This window comes from Myroides sp. LoEW2-1 (genome assembly GCF_009767705.1).
GTDB lineage: Bacteria > Bacteroidota > Bacteroidia > Flavobacteriales > Flavobacteriaceae > Flavobacterium > Flavobacterium album_A.
In genome coordinates this window covers 1-22980 of sequence record NZ_WSPP01000008.1, presented here as the reverse complement: position 1 = coordinate 22980, position 22980 = coordinate 1, and the positions used below count along the sequence as shown (strand labels likewise).

General features: G+C 35.1%; 22 protein-coding genes, 1 CRISPR repeat array and 1 riboswitch. Of the genes, 9 read left to right on the top strand and 13 right to left on the bottom strand.

Features of this window, described 5'->3' with window-relative positions:
- Positions 1–162: 162 nt before the first annotated feature.
- Both GOQ24_RS00880 and GOQ24_RS00875 read right to left on the bottom strand, forming a co-directional pair.
- Entirely contained in the window at positions 163–594 is a 432-nt protein-coding gene (locus GOQ24_RS00880) for a hypothetical protein (protein WP_160338927.1), read from the bottom strand.
- A gap of 110 nt (positions 595–704) precedes the next feature.
- Positions 705–992: a helix-turn-helix domain-containing protein gene (locus GOQ24_RS00875; protein ID WP_160338926.1), complete on the bottom strand. Its 288-nt coding sequence runs from the start codon at positions 990–992 to the stop codon at positions 705–707.
- 336 nt (positions 993–1328) lie between these two features.
- On the opposite strand from GOQ24_RS00875, the gene GOQ24_RS00870 reads away from it, so the two are divergent.
- Together GOQ24_RS00870 and GOQ24_RS00865 are read left to right on the top strand one after the other, a co-directional pair.
- The gene (locus tag GOQ24_RS00870) at positions 1329–1643 is read left to right on the top strand and encodes a hypothetical protein (protein ID WP_160338925.1); all 315 of its coding nucleotides are present in this window, start codon (positions 1329–1331) and stop codon (positions 1641–1643) included.
- A 6-nt stretch (positions 1644–1649) separates the two neighbouring features.
- Positions 1650–2168 carry a hypothetical protein gene (locus GOQ24_RS00865; protein ID WP_160338924.1) on the top strand — a complete coding sequence of 173 codons (519 nt, stop codon included), beginning with the start codon at positions 1650–1652 and terminating at the stop codon, positions 2166–2168.
- An 83-nt stretch (positions 2169–2251) separates the two neighbouring features.
- Here GOQ24_RS00865 and GOQ24_RS00860 read toward each other — a convergent pair whose 3' ends face one another.
- The 7 genes from GOQ24_RS00860 to mnmE form a co-directional block, all read right to left on the bottom strand.
- Complete coding sequence (locus tag GOQ24_RS00860) at positions 2252–2605, bottom strand: plasmid mobilization relaxosome protein MobC (protein WP_160338923.1); 354 nt, start codon at positions 2603–2605, stop codon at positions 2252–2254.
- A gap of 129 nt (positions 2606–2734) precedes the next feature.
- The gene (locus GOQ24_RS00855) at positions 2735–3673 is read right to left on the bottom strand and encodes a toprim domain-containing protein (RefSeq protein ID WP_166520715.1); all 939 of its coding nucleotides are present in this window, start codon (positions 3671–3673) and stop codon (positions 2735–2737) included.
- Between the two features lie 225 nt (positions 3674–3898).
- Positions 3899–5125: a VapE domain-containing protein gene (locus GOQ24_RS00850; protein ID WP_160338922.1), complete on the bottom strand. Its 1227-nt coding sequence runs from the start codon at positions 5123–5125 to the stop codon at positions 3899–3901.
- A gap of 57 nt (positions 5126–5182) precedes the next feature.
- Positions 5183–5473: a helix-turn-helix transcriptional regulator gene (locus GOQ24_RS00845; RefSeq protein WP_160338921.1), complete on the bottom strand. Its 291-nt coding sequence runs from the start codon at positions 5471–5473 to the stop codon at positions 5183–5185.
- A 133-nt stretch (positions 5474–5606) separates the two neighbouring features.
- The gene (locus GOQ24_RS00840; RefSeq protein ID WP_160338920.1) at positions 5607–6206 is read right to left on the bottom strand and encodes a hypothetical protein; all 600 of its coding nucleotides are present in this window, start codon (positions 6204–6206) and stop codon (positions 5607–5609) included.
- Positions 6207–6210: 4 nt separating this feature from the next.
- A complete protein-coding gene (locus GOQ24_RS00835; protein WP_160338919.1) occupies positions 6211–7353 on the bottom strand; it encodes a site-specific integrase in 1143 nt (380 codons plus the stop codon).
- Between the two features lie 149 nt (positions 7354–7502).
- Positions 7503–8894, bottom strand: a complete 1392-nt coding sequence (mnmE, locus tag GOQ24_RS00830; RefSeq protein WP_155093414.1) for a tRNA uridine-5-carboxymethylaminomethyl(34) synthesis GTPase MnmE — start codon at positions 8892–8894, stop codon at positions 7503–7505.
- Positions 8895–9011: 117 nt separating this feature from the next.
- Between mnmE and GOQ24_RS00825 the strand changes: the two genes are divergently transcribed.
- Both GOQ24_RS00825 and kynU read left to right on the top strand, forming a co-directional pair.
- Complete coding sequence (locus GOQ24_RS00825; RefSeq protein ID WP_160338918.1) at positions 9012–10022, top strand: hypothetical protein; 1011 nt, start codon at positions 9012–9014, stop codon at positions 10020–10022.
- A gap of 48 nt (positions 10023–10070) precedes the next feature.
- Complete coding sequence (kynU, locus tag GOQ24_RS00820) at positions 10071–11360, top strand: kynureninase (RefSeq protein ID WP_160338917.1); 1290 nt, start codon at positions 10071–10073, stop codon at positions 11358–11360.
- A 68-nt stretch (positions 11361–11428) separates the two neighbouring features.
- Here the strand turns inward: kynU and GOQ24_RS00815 are convergent, their stop codons facing one another.
- Together GOQ24_RS00815 and GOQ24_RS00810 are read right to left on the bottom strand one after the other, a co-directional pair.
- Positions 11429–11935: a GNAT family N-acetyltransferase gene (locus tag GOQ24_RS00815; RefSeq protein WP_160338916.1), complete on the bottom strand. Its 507-nt coding sequence runs from the start codon at positions 11933–11935 to the stop codon at positions 11429–11431.
- Positions 11936–12133: 198 nt separating this feature from the next.
- The gene (locus GOQ24_RS00810; RefSeq protein ID WP_160338915.1) at positions 12134–13027 is read right to left on the bottom strand and encodes a DMT family transporter; all 894 of its coding nucleotides are present in this window, start codon (positions 13025–13027) and stop codon (positions 12134–12136) included.
- A 93-nt stretch (positions 13028–13120) separates the two neighbouring features.
- Between GOQ24_RS00810 and GOQ24_RS00805 the strand changes: the two genes are divergently transcribed.
- The gene (locus tag GOQ24_RS00805) at positions 13121–14548 is read left to right on the top strand and encodes a PLP-dependent aminotransferase family protein (protein WP_160338914.1); all 1428 of its coding nucleotides are present in this window, start codon (positions 13121–13123) and stop codon (positions 14546–14548) included.
- Between the two features lie 58 nt (positions 14549–14606).
- Here the strand turns inward: GOQ24_RS00805 and GOQ24_RS00800 are convergent, their stop codons facing one another.
- The gene (locus tag GOQ24_RS00800) at positions 14607–15458 is read right to left on the bottom strand and encodes an aminoglycoside 6-adenylyltransferase (RefSeq protein WP_155093318.1); all 852 of its coding nucleotides are present in this window, start codon (positions 15456–15458) and stop codon (positions 14607–14609) included.
- Between the two features lie 394 nt (positions 15459–15852).
- Here GOQ24_RS00800 and GOQ24_RS00795 point away from each other — a divergent pair, with 394 nt between their 5' ends.
- The 4 genes from GOQ24_RS00795 (at position 15853) to GOQ24_RS00780 (ending at position 20437) form a co-directional block, all read left to right on the top strand.
- A complete protein-coding gene (locus GOQ24_RS00795; RefSeq protein WP_160338913.1) occupies positions 15853–17412 on the top strand; it encodes an NAD(P)/FAD-dependent oxidoreductase in 1560 nt (519 codons plus the stop codon).
- Between the two features lie 169 nt (positions 17413–17581).
- Complete coding sequence (locus GOQ24_RS00790; RefSeq protein WP_160338912.1) at positions 17582–18625, top strand: hypothetical protein; 1044 nt, start codon at positions 17582–17584, stop codon at positions 18623–18625.
- Between the two features lie 288 nt (positions 18626–18913).
- Entirely contained in the window at positions 18914–19633 is a 720-nt protein-coding gene (locus GOQ24_RS00785) for a toxin-antitoxin system YwqK family antitoxin (RefSeq protein ID WP_160338911.1), read from the top strand.
- Between the two features lie 483 nt (positions 19634–20116).
- Positions 20117–20437, top strand: coding sequence for a HipA family kinase (locus GOQ24_RS00780; RefSeq protein ID WP_160338910.1), 321 nt, complete (start codon positions 20117–20119; stop codon positions 20435–20437).
- A gap of 40 nt (positions 20438–20477) precedes the next feature.
- On the opposite strand, the gene GOQ24_RS00775 is transcribed toward GOQ24_RS00780, so the two are convergent.
- On the bottom strand, positions 20478–21032 hold the full coding sequence (locus GOQ24_RS00775; protein ID WP_160338909.1) for a hypothetical protein: 555 nt from the start codon (positions 21030–21032) through the stop codon (positions 20478–20480).
- 54 nt (positions 21033–21086) lie between these two features.
- A riboswitch (SAM-I-IV-variant riboswitch) is annotated at positions 21087–21182 on the bottom strand.
- A 63-nt stretch (positions 21183–21245) separates the two neighbouring features.
- Positions 21246–22815: direct repeats of the CRISPR family, unit length 50 nt; unit sequence GTTGTGAATTGCTTTCAAATTATTGTAAGTTTACTGTGTAATCACACAAC.
- Positions 22816–22980 lie beyond the last annotated feature (165 nt).

Here is a 22980-nt window from a genome sequence, read left to right as displayed (position 1 = left end):
ATCAGATCAATTTACAGCCAGAGCATATTATATTTTGATCTAGCATATTTTTCATTTAGTTGTTCTATTTTAAATTTAATAAAAAACAAATCTGATGATTTTGGGGTCATCCTTTACTTGAATTGGAGACTACAAATTAATCAAATGCTTCATGTTTTAATCTTAGATTTTGTACTTGAATTCACATTCCGAACCCTCAATATTTTGTGTTAGTATTATTTCAGTAAAAATAATTGTCTTGGGTAAATTTAAACTTTCCAAAGTATCGATCAACCCCTGTCTATCATCAACATCATATAAACTTTCACCATTCGGTTTTTCACCGCCTATCCAACAATTTGCTCCATCTCCAATTGCAGCACTGAAGTAAATAGGAATATTACTATAAAGAATGCAATGTAAATGAAAATCTTCATGACCTTCAAGTATATATGATTCACTTATTATATCTAGAATTTCAAAAGGTTTCTTCAACAATTTATCTATAAACTCACTGTTATTTTGAACCTTAATAGGTTTTAGTAATTTCTTTAATTTGGGGATCAATGTGAATACTCTGGATGGGTCTAGTCCTTCATCTATTTTTAATTTCATGTTGTTTATTTTAAGTTACTATTACAGTTATTTCATGTACTCAATTAGATTCTATTCTTTAGGGTTACTATGTTGTTTTTGTTATAAAAGTATTATTCTTGGTGATGTTGTTATTTGGTTATCTCCCAAGTCAACTTAGCCCCCAAAGCATTCAATACTTTAAATACAGTAACAATCTTTACATTTGCGGTGCTCTTTTCTATTTTAGATATTTGCGCTTTTTGAACCCCAACCAATTCACCCAGTTGAGCTTGAGTTAACCCTTTTTGTTTTCGAAGGATTTTAATTTTGGAACCTATTAATTCAAATTGAATTTTAGATTCAAACAAGTCGCGTTTGGGTGTTCCAATAGGACCTATTTGTTCATCGATGATTTGATCTAAAGGATATGTTTTCATTTTGGACAGATTAATGTGTACTAAATTAGCTATAAGTTTCTTATTTAAGAAACCTTTAGCTATGAAACTATTGAAGTTTGTGAAAAGAAAAAGAGTATTTTAAATATTGTAGTTTATTCCTTAAGTTTGTCATAGAAAATATTACAAACAAGCGTAAGCTGTCATTTTAGGTAACAGAAAACTAGGAATCTTCTAAAAGACCATAAAATCGACAGACTTACGCCCGTGCCTTATATTGGCGTGGGCTGAGTCGTCGTGGTCTTTAGGTATCCTAGTACCTCTGTTTCCGATTGATCTTAGTTCCACGCTTTTTTATTAACTACAAATCAAGGCACGATGAAAAAATCAGTATTCTTATTATCAATTCTATTTTCTATTACTTCAATAGCACAAGAGAAAACAAAAAAGCAAAAAGCTGAAGAAAGTCTAAAGCGAATGCAGCAGCGTATGGAAGCTTTTAATAAGGAAAGAAGTAAACAAGATAGCATCTTCAATGCGAATCTAAAAGCACGAGAACAAGACTCAACATATCGAAGTGATCTCCAAATTTTCCAAGACACTTTCAATAAAAAACAAGCACAGGATTCTGTACCTAAAGGGAGAAGTAAACAAACGGATAAAGATACTTTCAGTAAGAATTTTAAAATCTAACTGCTGATGAAAACAAAAGAATATTATGCCGTTTTAGTTCCATTAATCCACTTAATCTTAACAGGAAGTAAAGAAGTAGTTATTGAAGATGAACGCATCAAATTATCGGAAGGATATTTTTTATCTATGGAAGAGTATGCAAAGGGCAAGCAGAGCAGGTACTTTTATCAATGTATTCACTTCTTTTTAGCATCTGTTTCACAAGAAGAGAAAGCAGACATCATTAAAATCCTCATTGAAAACGACACCTTGCTTTTAGCTGCTATGATGACTGACCAATTAGCATCCAAAAAACCAATCAATCTAAATCAAGATAGCAAAGCTGTGTTCAATAAAATGATGTTTGATTTTTTATGTGGTAATAGCATTGATCCAATTATACACAGAGTTATTTATTTCTATTTAGAGAATTTACATCGATTAGAGATTATTGAGTCTTTTATCTCAAAAACTGAATATGAGAGAGTTGTGAAATTTAATGCACAACTAAGAAGCAATGAAGATATTTTGAATATGTTTGTATGACACAGTTCATGGAACACCCTCGAATCATCGGATTTTTTAACCCTCTTAGGAAGAATCCCTATGTGTTGATATAATTTTTGCAATCATATTTCAGAAAGCAATAAGATTATTTTTCTAAAAATAGTATTTCTTTCTTTTATCAATCGTTGATATTTTTCCAACTCCAACAGATATTCATCCATTTTTTCAACCGTAATTTGCTGATGGGTATTAACCCATTTAGCAATTTGGTTTATGTTATTTTCTACTTTAGAATCAGTATTGGTCGATATTTCAATGAACTTTAGAATATCTCTTCTTTCAGATTTACCTAAATTACCTTCAACTTTATGAGTAATATATTCAGTCAAAGTCATTCCGTTTTTATCAGCTTCTTGTTTCCAATCCTCCTTTTGAGTATCACTAATTCTTATTAGTAATTGGTTATTTTTCTTCATATATCTATGTATTAAAAACGAGTTCCGAGTTGTTTAAGATTCCTATGAAATAGGCAAGTGCGTGTTAAGTATTTCGTTTTTGTTAAAAAATGTATATACAAACACACATCTTGCCTTACGTGAAAACCATTAAATTTTCATAATATAATCGTTCAAATCTTTGTGAGTAGGGTATAAGCTTCTTCCATCTTTTATACGATTAGGAAAAGCATCTTGTACTTTTCTAGTGGCATTATTTCCAGCAGCATCATTGTCAAAGCAACAAATAATTATATCATACTTTAATTCTTTGTACAAAGTGTTTTTGATACATTTGTCACTATGTACATGGATACATTTGTCACTTTCACCATTTGTACATTTGTACAAATAATTATTTGTATCACTATTTAAAATAGTATTTAATGTTCCTACCGAATTTAATATCAAGTAATCATAACTTTTTTCTGCTTTCGGATATAGCGTTAGGAAGCTCAAAAAATCACTCCAGGATTCAAATAGGACAATTTGACTACTGTTATTATTAAAATAGGAAGGTGCTTTAGTCCCTAAACACATTTTTATGTATTTGTTTCGAACTTCATACCCATTCAGCTCATTTTTGAACCCTATGCCATAATAGGATTTATCGTTAAGGCTATAATGAAGTTCTACACAGTGTTTTTTAGCCATTTTAAGATTGATACGCCTGCTTTGTATATAATTGATGAGCTGCGTATTCGCTAGAGGCTTAATTGCTCTTATTTCGTACTTCTTTTCTTTTTCAATAGCATCGTCTTGAAAAGTAGGCTGGTGAAAAGAAAAAGATTCATCATCCAAAATCTGTAGCGCTTCTTTTAATTCACACTTATAATATCTCATTACAAAGTCTAAAACGTTTCCGCCTTTTCCTTCTCCATGATCAAACCAAATATTTTTCGAGAGGTCTATTTTAAAGGATGCTGTTGTTTCATTTCGAAACGGACTTAGGTACCAAGCTTCCCGATTAGTCTGTTTGACTTTTTTAGCTCCTATTTTATCTAAAATAGAAATTAAACTTATCTTTTTTGCTTCACTACAATTTATCATATGCTCTGAAATGTATTTATTGCTTACCTAATCACCTTTTTGATGTAATTCGTTGTTATTCAAATAGGTATTGGTATAGGTAGTTGTTTTTATAGGTTACCCAGCTACCTAATATTTTGAAAAAGGTAAGTTATTTTTTTAGTTACCTACCTAAGTAATATATTGATTTTTAATACACTATACTTCTTTAGGTAAGTAGGTAACTAGGTAAGCTAAATATTTGTTCTACTCACTAAAGCCCCAAGGAGAGTCTTTAAATTTTGCTTTAGCTAAATAACCATACACCTGTCTTTTTGCATGTTTAATTCGGTTGAATCCATGTTTTTTCAAAGAGGTTCCTATTCTTTGATTGTTTAATTTATGTCCCATAACTGAAAGCTCAGTCATAATCTCTGTGGCTGTTCGAAAATCGTCTAAATCTTCACTTGGTTCATAAAAACGAAGAACAAATTCACTCTCAACCGTCTGAATCGTAAACCGTTCATTTCTTTTTTCATTAGCAATTACTTCATCAACGGTTAAATCTGATTTGAATGTGGGCTGGTGTTTATAGATGTGGTAGGCTTGTGTCCAGAAGTTATCCATATCAAACTCTTGGCTATAAGCAAAATTAACTCTGCCGATAACATCAAAGACAATCCAACGAACACTTCCTGTTTCGTCATTCAAAAATTCAAGCTTGTTTGTACTTCCTACAAAGCTGCAAATACGGTATAGTAAAGAAGATTTTTCTGCATATGGCAAACGTTCGTTTACTGTTGTCTGTGATATGATAGACTTAATGGAATTAATATCGTATTTACCCAGTACATCCAATTCTTCAATGTTAATGATAAACGCTTTACACAATTTAATACGATCATCTTTGCTAACTCCAATATTTTCATAGTAGTAACGCTTTAATGGCTTAGGGCAAAGGTTCTCTAAATAAGTAGATTTACCCGCATTTTGCTCTCCATTTCCCAAGATTAAACAATGTTTGTTGATCTGTTCTGGATGGATTATTGTCTTTACAGCACGAATTGCCCATTTCATTAAGTGATGAGCAAAGAGTGTATTGTCATCTGTATTAACGTAAGAAGCATATTGTTTAATGTAATCTTTGCCATCCCAAGGAGGTAATTCTTCAAAGTAATTTACAATTGGGTTATATCGTTCTATAAAATGACTTTTTAAATACGTTTTTAGAGTTTGAGGGCTTACGTTTATCTTCTCTCGATGTAAGTGTATCAGTAGAGAAGATTCGTTGAATTCTGGTAAATTGCTTGAGTTTTGAATAGAAATTTCAAACTCTAAGGATATTTCATTGAATTTGATAATGAAATGTTTGCTAAACTCTTCGTGAATTTTATCATATACGGAGTCTTTGCGAGATGATACGTCATATACGCTTATTTCTTCCATTAAATAAATAGTTGATAGATAAGAGTATAATGCATATATTTGCACCATACTCTTAGGAGTGAGACAATAGTAATCTGAAGCGTTCAAAGGGCAATTTTGAACGCTTTATTTTTTTCTGTTTTTGAAAGAATAGTCTAAGGCATGTTGTTGTATCTGAGATACCGATTGGCTTTTATTCTGAAGTAACCATTCATCTATTTCTGATTTTAAGAAAAATAAAAACTTACCGTTGGGTTTTGAATATGGTATTACGTTTTTATGCACTAATTTGTAAATGTGTGAACGTGTGAAGCCCGTATAATTGATTAAGTCCTCTACATTAAATATTTCTTTCGTTGAATCAACAATTAATCGCTCTAATCGATTTAACTTTTCTAAGATCATTTGATTTTCCATTGCTTTCTGTTTTTATATTTATCAAAGCAAAGGTTAAGGAACGAAAAGAGGTTTCCTAAAAGGGATAAAAGGGAGTGCAATATTTGTACTTTTATCCTTTAAGTTTAACTTATGGTTTAGTTTTGAGTATCTCTTATTTTCCTTTATACACCTTATTGAAACTTTTTTCAAATTCAACGTATAATTTAGGTTTTCCCTCCAGTAGAAACTTATTACTTAAATAGGCTATGAATAAGCGTTGTAAATGTGGATTTAAATTAAAAAAATCTTCATCATAAACAGATTCGTATAACTCAAAAATACCTTTATAAGTAAAGCTTTTTCGAGCTTTTTGTAACCAATATATATATCCTGATTCCGCTTCAAAATTAAGTACTGCTTTAAAATCATCAAAAGAAGCTTCCATTATGCCCGATTCAATACAGTTATCATATAGTTGCTTGAAATTAATATTCTTTTTTAATTTCATAGATAGCGTTCCCGTTGATGTTTCGGGAATCTCTATAAGATTGCTGCCATGTTTCACCAAGCCATTATTTAGCATCCTGAGATAATGAATATCTTCATAGGCTAATGACTTAATATACGCTCTTAAAGGTGTCTCAAAAGCTCCTTCGTCAAATAGGAGAGCACATATTTCATTTTTCACTAGTTCTTTTAATTCAGCTTTCATTTCTAATCGAAGCTCCTTTTTTATATCTTCTTTTAGCTGTGCTATTTCAGTGTTTGTCATACTATTAAAAACTTAGTTCAGGAATTAAATTAGCTGCTTCTTTGTTTTTTGCATCTATTATTTTTGCATATATATCTGTTGTTCGTATCTCTCCATGTCCCAAACGTTTTGAAAGTGTATAAATATCTATACCATTTTCTAATGATAATACGGCATAAGTATGACGTGCGCTATGGAATGTGATATGTTTTGAAATACCAGCTTTATTACACCATAGGACAATAGCATTGTTATATACAGCAGAATACTTCAGACCAATAAATACACGGTCTATATTGCCTTTGCGTTCACCTAATAGCTCACGAGCTTGTTTAGAAATATAAAGATATTCTATTCCGCCAGTCTTTTGTTGTGTAAAATTGATTCTAAATATTTCTTTTTCTCCTTCTTGATGTTCTTCTCTTACCTCTGACCAAGTCATTTTGTTTATATCTGACCATCGCAAACCAGTAAGACAAGAGAACAAGAATGCGCGTTTTAAAACCTCATATTTACATTCCGTATTGGCTAATTGTTGTACTTCATTAAACGTGAGGTATTCTCGTTGACTCTCAGCTTGTTCAAATGATTTGATTTTAGCTGCATAATTTAGAGCTAAGTAGCCCTCATCAAAGGCTGCACGCAAACAGGCTTTAAATTTGTTGAAGTAGGAGTATTTAGAGTTAAGTGATAAAGGGAGATCACTCTTAGTTCGTGCCTCTTTATCGAAGTAAGTACGCACACGTTTTACAAACTTCTCATCTATATCATCAAAAATAGTGTTAGGAGAGATGCATCGCTTTAAATGAACCATTGTAGCCGTCCAATTGCCGTAGTTTTTTGGACTATCGGATTTCTCCTCCGTTTTCTCCTGAAAGTAGTCTAAAAAGGTTCTTTTGCCTTTGGTGGTATTCTTTAGTTCAAAGCGACCTTGGTAAAACTCCGCTTCTCGAATAGCTAAGATTTGTTTGGCAAGTGCCAGGGTTTCTTTATTCTCTTTTCTTTCACCAGCATTTTTAGGTTCGCTGTGTAAGAATAGTTTTAAGTTTTCATAATCTCTAACCGTTTTGCGTTTACCATTCGGTTGGAGTATGGTACCTTTATAGTATTCGATAGATAGGTTGATTTTACCACTGGGTAATAGACGTTCTCTTAGTGTGATTTTCATTATGTGATGATATTTGCTACATATTTAAAATATGTGATGAATTTGTAGCAACGAATATACTAAGAAAAGAACATAAAAGAAAAGACTATCAGTGTTAATTTACTGATAGTCAATCAAAAGAAAGTATATCTTAACAACGGAAACGTAACCTACTTCCCGATACAAAAGTTCGCAAAAATATTACCTAACAATTCGTCATTCGTAACTTGCCCTGTTATTTCACCGAAGAAATATAAAGCCTGACGAATATCAATAGCCATTAAGTCTGCAGATAAATTAGTCTGAAGTCCCCATTTCACTTTTTCGATTTCCTCCAAAGCTTTTAGAAGAGAATCGTAGTGACGCGTATTGGTTACGATTGTTTCATTATTGCGTAGAGCACCAGTATTAACAAAGCCTAATAGAGCCTCTTTTAGCTCCTCTACACCTACATTCTCCTTTGCAGACATCAACATCAGATTATCAATGTTTGCATGATATAAAGCGATTTGTTCTTCTGATAATAAATCCTTTTTATTACAAACTACAAGTAGTGGTTTTAGTGGATACTTGTTTTTGAGTTTTTCTAACTCAACTTTTATTTCATCTAAAGAACTACTGTTTAATTTAGCTCCATCGATTAGGTATATAACAACTTGAGCCGCTTCAATCTTCTCAAACGTCTTTTGGATACCAATGCTTTCTACCACATCTTTTGTTTCGCGGATACCAGCGGTGTCTATAAATCTAAAACCAATACCATCGATTACTAATTCATCCTCAATCGTATCACGGGTTGTCCCTGCAATATCAGAGACGATAGCGCGCTCTTCATTTAGTAAAGCATTTAATAAAGTTGATTTCCCTACGTTAGGTTCTCCAACGATAGCTACAGGGATTCCATTCTTAATTACATTACCTACTGCGAAAGAGTCGATAAGGCGTTTTAGCACAAATTCTATGCGGTCGATTAGTTCTTTAAACTGCGTACGATCTGCAAATTCCACATCTTCCTCTGAGAAATCAAGTTCTAATTCAATCAACGAGGCAAAGTTCAACAACTGCTCGCGTAGTTTAGCAATCTCACTTGAGAATCCCCCGCGCATTTGCTGCATTGCGATTTGATGACTTGCTTCGTTATCAGAAGCGATTAAGTCAGCGACAGCCTCGGCTTGTGATAAATCTAACTTACCGTTTAAGAAGGCACGCATGGTAAACTCCCCAGCTTGGGCCATCTTAGCACCTTTGCGCAGACACAATTGGATTATTTGTTGCTGGATGAAGGTAGAACCGTGGCAAGATATCTCTACTGTATTCTCTCCTGTATAGGAATTAGGACCTTTAAAAATAGAGATTAACACCTGATCCAAAACGCGATCTCCATCTACGATATGCCCCAAGTGTAGGGTATGTGTTTTTTGTTTTGTCAGGTCTTTGTTTTTAATCGATTTAAAGATACCGTTTACTAATGTGATAGCATCTTTACCCGAAACTCTTATGATGGCAATAGCACCTGCACCAGATGGGGTTGCCAATGCTACTATTGTATCTTGTAATATCATATATGCTGAATTATCTGGCAAAGATAATATTAATTCAGTAAACTAAAATTAGCTGTAGATCACTGCAAGGCTCGCTACTATTTATTTGTATATTTGAGTATTAAGATAAAAGGCAAAATGAGAATAGTAGCAACAATAGTTTGTTTGTGTATGAGTTTTTGGGGACAAGCTCAGACATTTCGAATGACTGAGAAGGAACAAACTCAAGTAAAAAAGACTTCCAATAAAGCCCTTCCTTATTTATTGAAAATAGAACAGGTATTAGATAATAATGCCATATTGTTACAACAGCAAGATCCCAATATTCAAAATCCTGCTATTAATGAGCTTGTCAAGCAAAGTTTGACAATGGCTACGACAGAGAACCAAATTCGCTTAAAGAAAATTATATGTATTGCCTGTTATAAGGAGGAGTGGCTGAATCAAATTACTGCAGCTGAATTATTACTTGATGTTGACATAGAGGGGAGAGAAGGTATTTCTTTAGCTCAAGAGACCAATCAAAATCAGGCAGTTTACAGTACGGAAAACACCCAACAAAGAAATGGACAGGTTCCAATTGAAAACAATAGGGAACTGACTGCTCAAGAAAAGTCAAAACGGGGATATGACAATCTTGCTAATGCTCTTAAGGGGCATTTTGGTCAAGATTATTTTACCGTTTTTCGAAATCTTGATTACAATTTTGTGACAATGAATTTTACTTCCTTCTTACAAGGACAAATGCGCATGGCTTACAAAGAACAGCTAAGACAAAAAAGTAAAATTATCGAAAAATACGTACCAGGGATTTCAACGCGTCAAGGTGAGTATTTAAACGTTACTTATCACATAAAGCGAGATAATAACATCTACGGTGCGTATTCAGAAGGCGCAACCCTTGTTCAATCAGTTGAAATCGTTGGGAATTCTGATCTTGTGGCAAACTTGTTTACAGCGTATTGGCAGGTAACGCCCAAATTAGAGGGATATAAGAAAGGAGAAGTCATATCGAAGCAATTTTGGAATGACTACGTAGTGTTAGAAGTTATCTCCTTAAGAGAGAGTAAAATTACAATTAAGAAAGGAAATTTTACTGTGGATTATGAAGCTATCTTTGGCTTACATCCCCAAGTGGAATCTAAATAGTAAACAACAACAATCAAACGCAGAATCTTGAAAAAATAGAATAAACTTATGACAAACAACAATTTTAACCCCACCTTGGACTATGCTAAGTCACTTGATGAAAATGACTCTTTAAGTAGTTTTAAGAAGCGATTCTACCCACTTGAGAACAATCAAATTTACATGGATGGCAATTCATTAGGTCTTGCCTCGATTGATGCAGAAAAGGCCTTGTTAAGAGTCATGGAGGTATGGAAGAAACAAGGAATATTGATTTGGAATACAGATGAAGGTCACTATTTTAATTACGGCAAAAAGTTAGGTGCTCGATTGGCAAAACTGATAAAGGCAAATAGTGATGAAGTAATTGTTACGGCTAATACAACTTTGAATATTCATCAGATAATAGCAACATTTTGGAAACCAACCAAACAGCGCTATAAGATATTAGTAGACGATTTAAATTTTCCAACTGATCGTTACGCGATTGATAGTCAGATTAAGCTAAAAGGGATGCAGGTCGAAGATGTGATTAAAGTTATAAGTAGTAAAGACGGGATGTTTTTAGACGAGCAAAGTATCATTGATGCCATGACAGAAGATGTAGCGATTGTTTTGTTGCCTTCTGTTCTCTATCGCAGTGCACAGCTTTTGGACCTTGATAAGTTGACAAAAGAGGCTCATCGAAGGGGAATTATCATTGGTTTTGACTTGTGTCATTCTATTGGAGCTGTAGAACATGACTTCAATTTAGTCCAACCTGATTTTGCGATCTGGTGCAATTACAAGTATCTTTCAGCTGGTCCTGGTGCGACAGCAGGCATTTATGTAAATCGGAAACACTTTGGAAGAGAAATAGGACTTGCTGGTTGGTTTGGAAATAGCGATGAGACTCAGTTTGAGCTGAAATACAATTTTGAACAAGCTGCTGATATCAAAGCTTTTCAAACAGGAACACCTAATATGTTTTCAATGGCACCCTTGGAAGGCATATTGGATATTTACCAAGAGGCAGGCATGGATCGCATACGCAAGAAATCGCTTATGTTAACCGCCTATTTGATGTATTTGATAGACCACAAGTTAAGTCAGTGGGGCTACAGTTACATTAGTCAACAGCAGGATGAATGTAGAGGAGGACATGTTGCTTTGGTGCATAAACAAGCCTATAGAATCTGCCTGGCTTTAAAAGAACGCAATTTTATTCCTGATTACAGAGAGCCAGATATTATTAGGTTGGCCCCTGTTGCCTTGTACAATACCTTTGAAGAGGTCTACTTGCTGGTGGAAGAACTGGCGCTAATTGCCCAAGATCAAGTGTGGGAAAAGTTCAGTACACACAAGTCAATCGTTACTTAATCATTTCATTCTATAAATCGAAAAGCAAGCTAAGAAAGAATCTTTATTAGCTTGCTTTTTTGTATGTGCTACAGTGAAATCTCAAATAAACTGACTATAGCATTGTCGTAATGCATGGGTAAACCTTCCGTGTCATTTAGTTTAGATAAGCCTAAGAAAGCAAATCCGCATCGTTGGTAGTAAGTTATAAGACTGGTGTTTTCTCCTACGGTATCCATTCGGATGTAGGCTTTGTCATTTGCCGAAGCATAGTCTTTGGCCCAATTTACGATGTGTTGTACTAACTGCCTACCTCTGAAATTGGGATGAGTCGCAATTCGGTGGATATAAACAGCAGGATCGCTATTTTTCTCTTGCCATATTTGAGGATCGCTAAAAGTCGTTGCCCAAATACAAGCTATTTGCCCATCTATCACAAGTTTCCATTGTCTGTTTTGCTTAATTTCACTTTCGATGAGGCTGTCTTTAAAAATAGGCCAATGTACAGTATATCGCTCTTTCTGAAAGTTAGTAGCCAGTTCGTATAACTTGAAGATCTCCTCTTTGTCATTTAGATTGCTATTTTGTATCATCATTTTATTGTGGTTTGGTTTGAAAGCTAAAAATAAGGTAAAGCTTTCTCAATTAAAGTTTCCACTGTGATTGATCCAGAGTATCTATAGAGTTTATACGACAAGAGCATATTGCATTGACAATTCTTCCATTGACACTGAAGTAACTGTATGGTATGCTTGTGTGATAGCGAATGCCTGATCTGAGCTCATTGTTTTGAGTTAACCAAATTTTTTACTTCCAGCTACACATAGAATAACACCTAATGTTACTAAGATCATACTGGAGCTTACGTGTTCGTTCAGAAGATAAGCAGCTAAAGCTAATCCGAAGAAAGGCTGTAACAACTGCAATTGACCTACAGAAGCGATTCCTCCCTGTGCCAACCCTTTATACCAAAAGATAAAACCTACAAACATGCTAAATACTCCTAAATAAGCAACTCCTATCCAGGCATCTATGCTGATGAACTCTGGCGTGGCAGGTGCTGTAATAAACATAATTGGCAGTGAGATAGGTAGTGAAAGCACCACAGCCCATGAAATTACTTGCCATCCACCAAGGGATTTGGATAATTTAGCTCCTTCAGCGTAGCTAAGACCACACAGTAGAATAGCGATAATCATGAGGATGTTTCCAAGGGGCGAACTTGTTCCTCCTTGCAGAACTGCAAAGCCAATGACTAACAGACTACCCAATATGGAGAATAACCAAAAGATGCCTTTGGGCTTTTCTCCTCCTCTAATTACTGCAAAAACCGCTGTACACATAGGTAAGATCCCTAAGTAAACCAGAGAATGCGCTGAGGTGATATACTGCAGTGCTAAAGCCGATAGTAAGGGGAAGCCAATCACCCCGCCGATTGCTACAATACTCAAGGGAAGAAGTTGTGCTTTAGTTGGCTTTTTTTCTTTGAAAATCAAAAGACAGATCAGAGCTAAAACACCAGCAATACCCGCACGGGAAGCCGTTACAAATAGCGGGTCCATTTCTATGACAGCTACCTTTGTTGCCGGCATAGACCCACTAAATAAGAATACTCCTATGAATCCATTGATCCACCCGTTAGTTGAATTTGAAGAAGGCGTTATATCTATTACTGTTGTCGTTTTCATTTCTATGTTTTATTTACCAGACAAAAATCCGTTGAATCTTTAATAAGTACAGTATCAATTTTGTAAATTTACACGGGTACAGTTAAGATAGTTATGGAACACAGTTATATTTATGTCACTATTGCTGATGCGATTGCCAGTCAGATTCGAAGTGGCGTATTACAAGAAGGAGATCGTTTGCCTTCTATTCGCGCACTTTGTAGTGAGTACAAAATTAGCATGAATACAGCCAAGCGAATTTATCAAGAGTTAGAAGCAAATGCCTTAATCGAAGTAAAGCCTCAATCAGGCTATTTTGTGAGTAATTTGTTTTATGCAGAAGTCCCTATACCTGAGGTTAGCAAGCCTGTACTGTTAGCCAATAATAAGGAACCTAAGGAAATTATCCGAAAAGTTTACTCTAATATGGGAAACAGAGATTTTACGCTATTTTCGTATAGTACTTTATACGACGGTTTTTTACCTTCTTCTAAGATGAAAAAGGAAATAGTAGCAGCCTCGCGTTTACTTGTTGATGGGGGAATAGAATATGATTCTGTACAGGGCAATTTGCACTTGAGAAGAATGATCGCACATAGAGCAATGACTTGGGGAGGTACGTTGAAGGAAGAAGATATCATTACCACTAATGGCAGTATGAGTGCGATTTCGCTGTGTATGTTAGCTTTGGGAAAACCAGGGGATACTATAGCAATTGAAAGCCCGTGTTATCCAGGTATATTCCAATTAGCCATTGACTTAGGCTTCAAAGTATTAGAGCTTCCAACTGATCCAATCACGGGAATAAAGGTAGAGGCATTAGAAGAAGCAGTTGAGTATATCGACTTGTGTTTACTGATTTCTAATTACAATACGCCATTGGGAAGCTGTATGCCAGAGGAGAATAAAAGGGCAATTGTAGCCCTATTGGACAAACACAATATTCCTCTGATTGAAGATGATGTGTACGGGGATCTTTATTTTGGCAATCATCGCCCCAAATGCTGTAAAGCTTTTGACAAGACAGGTAATGTGCTTTGGTGTAGTTCTGTATCAAAGACTTTAGCTCCTGGTTATCGTGTAGGATGGGTCTCTCCTGGAAAATACAAGGATAAGATTCTCCATCAAAAATTAGTTCACGCGATATCTACGCCGGGGCTAATGCAAGAGGCAGTCGCCAGCTTTATGAAATCCGGTAACTACGATAAGCATTTGAGAAAACTAAGACAAAACTTGTATAGTAACTACCAAAAATACCTCAATACAATCATCACAAGTTTTCCCATTGGTACTAAAGTAAACCGACCACAAGGAGGTTTATCACTTTGGATTGAGTTTGACCAAAGAGTGCAAGCAATGAAACTCTATGACTTAGCTATTGCTGAAAAGATAAGTATTGCACCAGGGCGTATGTTTACGGTTCAAGAGCAATTCGAAAACTGTATTCGCCTGTGTATAGGCTTGCCGTGGTCTACTGAAGTAGAAGACAAACTTGTGAGAATTGGTGAGTTGAGCAAGCAACTTTTACTGGAATCAAGATAGAAGGCACCTAAAAACGAGAGGTGCTCATTCTTATTGATATCAGGAGCTAATTGAGCTACTATTGGGGATTTTCTTGAATATACTTGATGTATTTTAAGACTTGATTAGCTTCTGATGTATTGACTTCCAATTCCAATTGCTTTCCTAAATAAAGTTGCAACTCATAGAAATAAGTCGTCATAACGGTCAGTGCATCCCAAGTGCGTTGCACATTAGCATTGCTATATGTGCGTAGGACGCGATTGTAATCTTCAGCACTGAGATATTGTTTGATAAACTTTCCCGATTTTCCAATGGATACTTCAAAATTGTGTTCACAGCCAATTTTCCAAGAAAGCAATTCTGTAAACATGGGGCGGACAACAGTTTCCATCATGTCTTTAGCGTAGAGTCTTTCTTCTCTTGCCAAGCCTTTTGCAACATTAGTTGTGCACCACCAAAACTCATTACACACTTCTGTAAAAGCTCTTTGAGTTGGTCGATTTACGTGGTAGTCACGGTCTGACGGCTGAGGTATATCATCAAACAAATGGTCTTTATCTAACCACACTACTGATAGGCTATCTCGCTTGTATTTGGCCAGTTCTCCTATGGGAAATAAAGTCAAGTCTATTCTGCTGTAGTCTTCGAAGATCATAAGGTAAGTGTACGAAATAGGAGTGTTGCCAATCTCGTTGCCTAATTCCATATCGTCAGGACGTTGTTCTATAATTGGTTCGCCAAAGGCTTGGTGAATGACTTCTTCTATCTTTACAGTTTCAATATCTGTGACAAAGTACACAATATCGTAGTCTTGATATTTATCTGGTTTAACTAAGGAGTTAGCTCTCGACCCGTTGAGGATTACTGCTCGGATTCGATCGTCTTTTTCAGCTGTTTTTACAATTGTAGTTTGGTAGTTTACGTGCATAAGGTGTTGTTTGAATGTTAGAACAATATAATAAAATTAACCAAACCTATCCTTAGATATGGTTTATTGTATAGGAAATTATACGAAAATATTTTAATAGTATAACTTTTGAAAAGCGACTCTCTCTTTGGTGATTTGTGTAGTGGATTACAAGGTGTCGATCTCAATGATTCTCTTATTCTGCAAATACAAGAGTTGTCCATAGGACTTAATCGATATCGAACAGGTTAATTAGAGATAGTCTATAATGTGTTTAAAATTAGTTTTTTACAAGTGTAAGGTGTACTTTGGATGAGGATGTTAAAAAAAATAAGCTACGACTATAAAATAGTAAAAAAAGTAAGCGTTTTTAGTTTATTTTTGCGCCTTTAATTTTTATTTGCTTTATAACAAAATGCCACAAGAATTACAGTTACAAGTTCTTCCAGAAGTAGCAGCAAAAGCTGATCTATTGACACAGTACGTTGCGAACCACGTGAAGTGTTCTCCTAAGGATATTAAGCATATTACTATCCTAAAGCGATCTATCGATGCCAGACAGCGCACCGTGAAGATCAATTTAAAAGTTGCTGTTTTCTATGCAGATGATGATGTTGTACACAGAAAAATTAATTTCCCTGAGTATAAGAACGTAAGAGATGCCGAGCGAGTAATTGTTGTCGGAGCAGGTCCTGCAGGGTACTTTGCTGCTTTGCAATTAATCGAATTAGGAGTAAAGCCAATCGTATTAGAAAGAGGAAAAGATGTAAGAGGTCGTCGTCGTGATTTGAAGGCAATTAACAGAGATCACATTGTGAACCCTGATTCAAACTACTGTTTTGGAGAAGGAGGAGCAGGTACCTATTCTGATGGTAAATTATATACGCGTTCTAAAAAACGCGGAGATGTCAACCGCATCTTAGAGTTGTTAGTCGCTTTTGGTGCTACTCAAGATATTTTAGTAGAGGCTCATCCACATATTGGAACTAATAAGTTGCCAAAGATTATGCAGGATATGCGCGAGAAGATCATTGAGTTTGGAGGAGAGGTCTTGTTTGAAACACGCGTAGAAGACTTTGTAATCAAAAGCAGTGCAATCCAAGGAGTTATTGTAAATGGGGGTGATATTATTGAAGCAAAAAAAGTCATTTTAGCCACAGGGCACTCCGCTCGTGATATATACGAATTATTAAATCGCAAACAGATATTGATAGAGGCAAAACCGTTTGCCTTAGGGGTACGTGCAGAGCATCCCCAATCTCTTATCGACAAGATACAATACTCTTGTGACTACAGAGGTGAATTTTTGCCGCCAGCACCTTATTCTATCGTGAAGCAGGTCAATGGACGCGGAATGTATTCATTCTGTATGTGTCCTGGAGGGGTTATTGCGCCTTGTGCTACTGCACCAGGGGAAGTAGTAACGAATGGATGGTCGCCGTCTAAACGCGATCAGCCAACAGCCAACTCTGGTATCGTAGTAGAGTTGCGCTTAGAAGATTTTAAACCTTTTGAGAAATTTGGTGCCTTGGCGGGTATGGAATTTCAAAAGGCAATTGAACAAAGGGCCTTTTTATTAGCAGGAGAGACACAAGCTGTACCAGCACAGCGCATGGTGGACTTCTCACAGTCTAAAGTATCTGAATTGATCCCTAAGACTTCTTATGTGCCCGGAACGACTTCTGTTGAGTTAGGAGAAGTATTCCCAGGGTTCTTAACCCAAATTATGAGAGAAGGTTTTCAAGAGTTTGGCAAGTCGATGAAAGGGTATTTTACCAACGAAGCTATCCTTCATGCACCAGAGAGTAGAACATCATCACCAGTGCGCATTCCACGCGAAGATTTGACGTTAGAACACCCACAGATTAAAGGATTGTATCCATGTGGAGAAGGAGCAGGTTATGCAGGAGGTATCATCTCTGCAGCAATAGATGGAGAAAAATGCGCCATCATGTGCGTAGAAAGTTTACTGTAGGGGCCAATTGCAATTCGCCTGTTTGCTATTTGAGCGAATTGCAATTCGCCTGTTTGCTATTTGAGCGAATTGCAATTCGCCCATAATTTTTTTAAAAAAACAGTCAATATATATAAGCCTAATTACAAGAGTAGTTAGGCTTTTGTGTATCTTTAACTGCAAAAATGATATGATTAAGAAGATAATCTTTGCAGTTCTTTTCTTGATGAGCTTTGTTCTTTCAGCACAAGAAGGTAGTTATAGTACTCAAGTTGAAGAGCGTTTGACCAGTCAAATAAAACCTTATTCATCTAAGGACTTGATTCCTTATTATGACAAGAAATCCCAAAAATGGGGTTATATGCATAGAATCTCAAAAAAGAAATTATCCCAACCTTTTATCGCATTTCCTATATTCTTTTGCCCAGATTTGGACTTACATGTCTATCAGATGACCAGAAATGACTTTGGACTTTATGGAAAGATTAAAGGGAGTTATGCTGGATATGATTCGCGTTTTTTTGATCAAATAGCATTTTTAGAACCCGAAATTGGCGTGTATAATCCTATGGAGTATAGCCATTTAATAGATACTACAATCAAGGGGTTTCGCGTCAATCACTTGGGAGAGCTCACGGGAATTAGTCCTACACTTTACGACGAAGTTTCCAAGAGAGCTAAGGTATTTACTCCCTTCTCGTATCGCGATCAGTTTTATGCAGTCATAGTCAAGGGGGATCACGCTGAAAGGAACTATGCTATCATTCATCAAAATGGAGCAGTTGTAGAGGGATTTGCTGATAGCAAAGAATATCCTGATATCTTGCAAAAGTACAGTTCACAGTCAGACTTGTGGGTTGTTGTAGGCGTAGACAAAGAAAGATATCGCATAAAAGGTTTGTTATCTGGAAAGACTATTAGTGAAGTTGATACGCAAATTATCCATCAGCTTCCCGAATTAGCTTACGGTATTGTCAGTCAAGATGGAGAAAAGGGAATTTGGGATTTTTTGACGATGCAATGGGTGATTACCCCTTCAAAGAAGAATGACTTTGTCAGTTTGTACTATAGTTCTTCTGAAGAAGTAGATACATTTGTAAATGTTGAAGTAATCGATGCTGACCTGGTAAAGGAGAATAGGGATAAAGTGTATCTTTATATCCTCAATAGCAAAAATACTTTTTACGACCTAAGTAAGAAAGAATACAAACCCAAAGGAGATCGTTTTTTTTAAAAGGATCCTGTTATTCTTGATAAAAATGACTCTTTATTTTGTGCGTTTGTAGTCTTTAATAAAGATATTTATCCAAGAATAAATGATGTGAATTGCCGTTGTACAATTACCAAGAGTATTGTTTTGGTCCCTATTTAAAGCCGATCTTAGCGGAGTAGTATTGTAGAGATAGCTATTTTGACAAAAAGGATTTAAGCTCATGGATTGGCAAATTAAATCAAGTTTAATGCGTCTATTCGCTTTAGTTAAAGAAAAGCAATAGCCTATCAAATTATAGAATTACAAGATATGAAAAGAATTTTGTGCTTATTACTTTTTTCCATTGTATCAATGAATTGTACAAGTCAAGAGAAAGAAGTTAATTTTAAAAACCTTCAAGAAAGAGGAGGAGTGTTTTATGAGGTCAATTCTGATAAAGGATTTACAGGTATCGCAAAGAGTTACTATGGCAATGGCCAATTAGAAGTAGAAGATAGCTATGTGGATGGCGTGCTACATGGAATGACTAAGGGGTATTACGAGAGTGGAATAGTAAAGGCTGAAGCTGTTTATAAGGAAGGGAAATTAGAGGGTATACTGAAAGAATATAGCCAAGAGGGGAAGATTATCTCTGAAACAAGTTATAAAAACGGAAAGATAGAGGGGGTTAAAAAGAGTTATTCTGCAAAAGGACATCTTGTAACGGAAGCAGACTATAAGGATGGGGTACTGCATGGACAGATTAAGGGGTATTACGAGAATGGGCAGTTATCTGGCGAAGCAAGTTATGAGAATGGATTAGAAAATGGGATAGTGAAAGGATATTATGAAGATGGGCAAGTGCAAGTAGAGGCAAATTATGAAAGTGGGGTATTAGATGGCGTGGTTAAGGAGTATGACAAGAACGGACAACTAAAAAAGGAAGCAAACTATGAGCACGGGTTACTTCACGGACTTACCAAAGAGTATGATGACATGGGAAAACTGATAATAGAAACGGAATACAAGTACGGAGAATTGAAAGGATAGGTCAATCGGTATTAGATATGCGCCATGCCAATCATTTTTCTTCATGTATGATCTATAGTGTATAATAATATACAAGCCTAATTACAAATGTAGTTAGGCTTTTTTTGTGCGGTATATTCAGGCAATTGATCGGTAAGTGATAACAAGGTGGTCGCATAGTGGTCGCATGAATTTGGCTGTAAAGTATGCGATCACTATGCGACCACAAGCCGACCACCCCCTTTTAGGTCTGTCTCGTCCTAATATAACTGTACAGTTATTGTTTATAATCCTGCTTTTAACTGTACAGTGTTTTTAGGGAGGGGCAGGTAGTCTAACAAAAAGGTTTAAATCTTTTTGACCATTGGAGCTTAGCTTTTGACGAATGTAGTTGAAGAAGGGAATGTTTAGAATAGAAAATGACACACAAATGAATAGAATATTTTTCCTTGTTGTAAGGACAAGAATTTTAGACTCAAGCTAAAGGATAAAACTGATTTTTTATTGATTACACTCTTTGATATTTGGGTTGCTAATGAAGATAGAAACCACAATAATTATAATCTCTTACTAAATACATCTAAAGGCAGTAGTTTTTTCTTTTATACAATTGATCATGAAACTATATTTAATTCGTGCTTTTTAGAAAGAAAACTTGTGGAAATAACAGAAAATGAGTCAATTATAAATACAGAGATTGCCAAGATATTGTTTGCTAAAAAAAAGGAAATAAATGAGATAGTAGATGAGTTGATCGGAAATTTTTATCTTGGTACCGGACAATGTGAAGAACAATCAAATAAACATAAGAATGTAAAAAAATAAGTCCCGTTCTAAAAAGTAAGGACTTATCTTTTTCTAAAAACTAATATACTTCAAAGTAACCATATTGTCTAAAACCCGTCTTACGAGTAAAGATAATATATTGGTCTAAGTTGCATGATTTTAATGATGTCTGCAATTCAGGAAAAATTTGTTCTCCTATTTGCATAAAAATGAATAAATCATCAGCAGTTAATTCTGATAATTGATTTGATTCAATAATCGCAACCTGCTTACCTCCCAAAAAAAGTTGATTTGCATTGTTTCTGGAAGTAACTAACCTTTTGCCATTTAGTGCTCTATTTTCTAAAAGATTACTAAAGGAAGGGCTTAGTGTTTCTTGATAGAATAATCCAACTTGTGAGGGGAAAGGAACGTTTTTTTCAAAGAGAACATTTTGTTCCAATATAACCTGATTGGCTAAATAAAGGATACCTGACTCATCATAGATAAGGTTTCTATAGTCCCAGTTTCGTTTAGAAATTTCTGGAATAATGCTGTTTTTTTGTAGTAGGTAATCCATTGGATTATTTAATTGATTAATAAAATCAATAAATTCTGCATCTGTATAAGCAGAAAGGTCTTTGTTTAAATACATTATACAATATTTTAAATTTAACAATATTGTATTTCGCTAAATAAGAAAAGGAGATAAAAACGTTGTTTTTGGATTACTTCCCGTATTATTTGACCACCGTGGAGACTACTCTCGGTTGGTATCACAATTAAGTGATTCGAAATACAAGGCAAAGATATGTATTTTTTATATGATAATCACACAATAACTTTTTTTTATCTCGATAAGGAGCAAGTTGTGAATTGTTTTCAAATTATTGTAAGTTTACTGTGTAATCACACAACTAAAGGATCATCCTTAGTTGACTCCTCAATGTTCTGAATTGCTTTCAAATTATTGTAAGTTTACTGTGTAATCACACAACCCTTCCATGTGAACCCAGTGAAGAACAACTGTTGTGAATTGCTTTCAAATTATTGTAAGTTTACTGTGTAATCACACAACAAGTACATCAATGGAGTTTGTTAGGCACTCGTTGTGAATTGCTTTCAAATTATTGTAAGTTTACTGTGTAATCACACAACTATACCCGATGTGAAAGAGCGTGACGAATCGTTGTGAATTGCTTTCAAATTATTGTAAGTTTACTGTGTAATCACACAACTATACCCGATGTGAAAGAGCGTGACGAATCGTTGTGAATTGCTTTCAAATTATTGTAAGTTTACTGTGTAATCACACAACAATATAGTACTATATATCTTAGGAACCAATGTTGTGAATTGCTTTCAAATTATTGTAAGTTTACTGTGTAATCACACAACTATACCCGATGTGAAAGAGCGTGACGAATCGTTGTGAATTGCTTTCAAATTATTGTAAGTTTACTGTGTAATCACACAACTATACCCGATGTGAAAGAGCGTGACGAATCGTTGTGAATTGCTTTCAAATTATTGTAAGTTTACTGTGTAATCACACAACATAGGATATGAGTGTAGCGTCAATAAATGTGTTGTGAATTGCTTTCAAATTATTGTAAGTTTACTGTGTAATCACACAACAGTTAAGGATATCGGTATTCAATTCAAGCGGTTGTGAATTGCTTTCAAATTATTGTAAGTTTACTGTGTAATCACACAACAAAAGGGGTGTTTTATTTTATAATTCGCACGTTGTGAATTGCTTTCAAATTATTGTAAGTTTACTGTGTAATCACACAACTACGCAGAATTGTGAAATATCTAAATTAGGGTTGTGAATTGCTTTCAAATTATTGTAAGTTTACTGTGTAATCACACAACTGAAATAAAAATGTACGATACACTACACAAGTTGTGAATTGCTTTCAAATTATTGTAAGTTTACTGTGTAATCACACAACTTGATAGATACGGAAAAGAGAAAGCCGATAGTTGTGAATTGCTTTCAAATTATTGTAAGTTTACTGTGTAATCACACAACGAATCTCTGCTGTATCCATGTTTACTTCACGTTGTGAATTGCTTTCAAATTATTGTAAGTTTACTGTGTAATCACACAACACAATGGGGTAAATATAGTGTTGAAGATGTGTTGTGAATTGCTTTCAAATTATTGTAAGTTTACTGTGTAATCACACAACTATCTGAAGGCTTGACTCTGTCTCCAAGACGTTGTGAATTGCTTTCAAATTATTGTAAGTTTACTGTGTAATCACACAACACAGCGAAGTGAATTGCGCGAAGCCTTAGCGTTGTGAATTGCTTTCAAATTATTGTAAGTTTACTGTGTAATCACACAACTTAACCATTCTTTTACTATCCATTCAGCATGTTGTGAATTGCTTTCAAATTATTGTAAGTTTACTGTGTAATCACACAACCAGCGAGCAATTGAATATTCCACTGAAAGTGAACAGCCTATTCCGGTGTGAAAGTGAACAGTCTATTCCAGTGTGAAAGTGGACAGTTCTTCGCCTTGTTTTTTAGTAGTATAAATATAGCTAAAAAGAGTTATTATTTTTTGATTATTTTTCTGAGAGATTCTC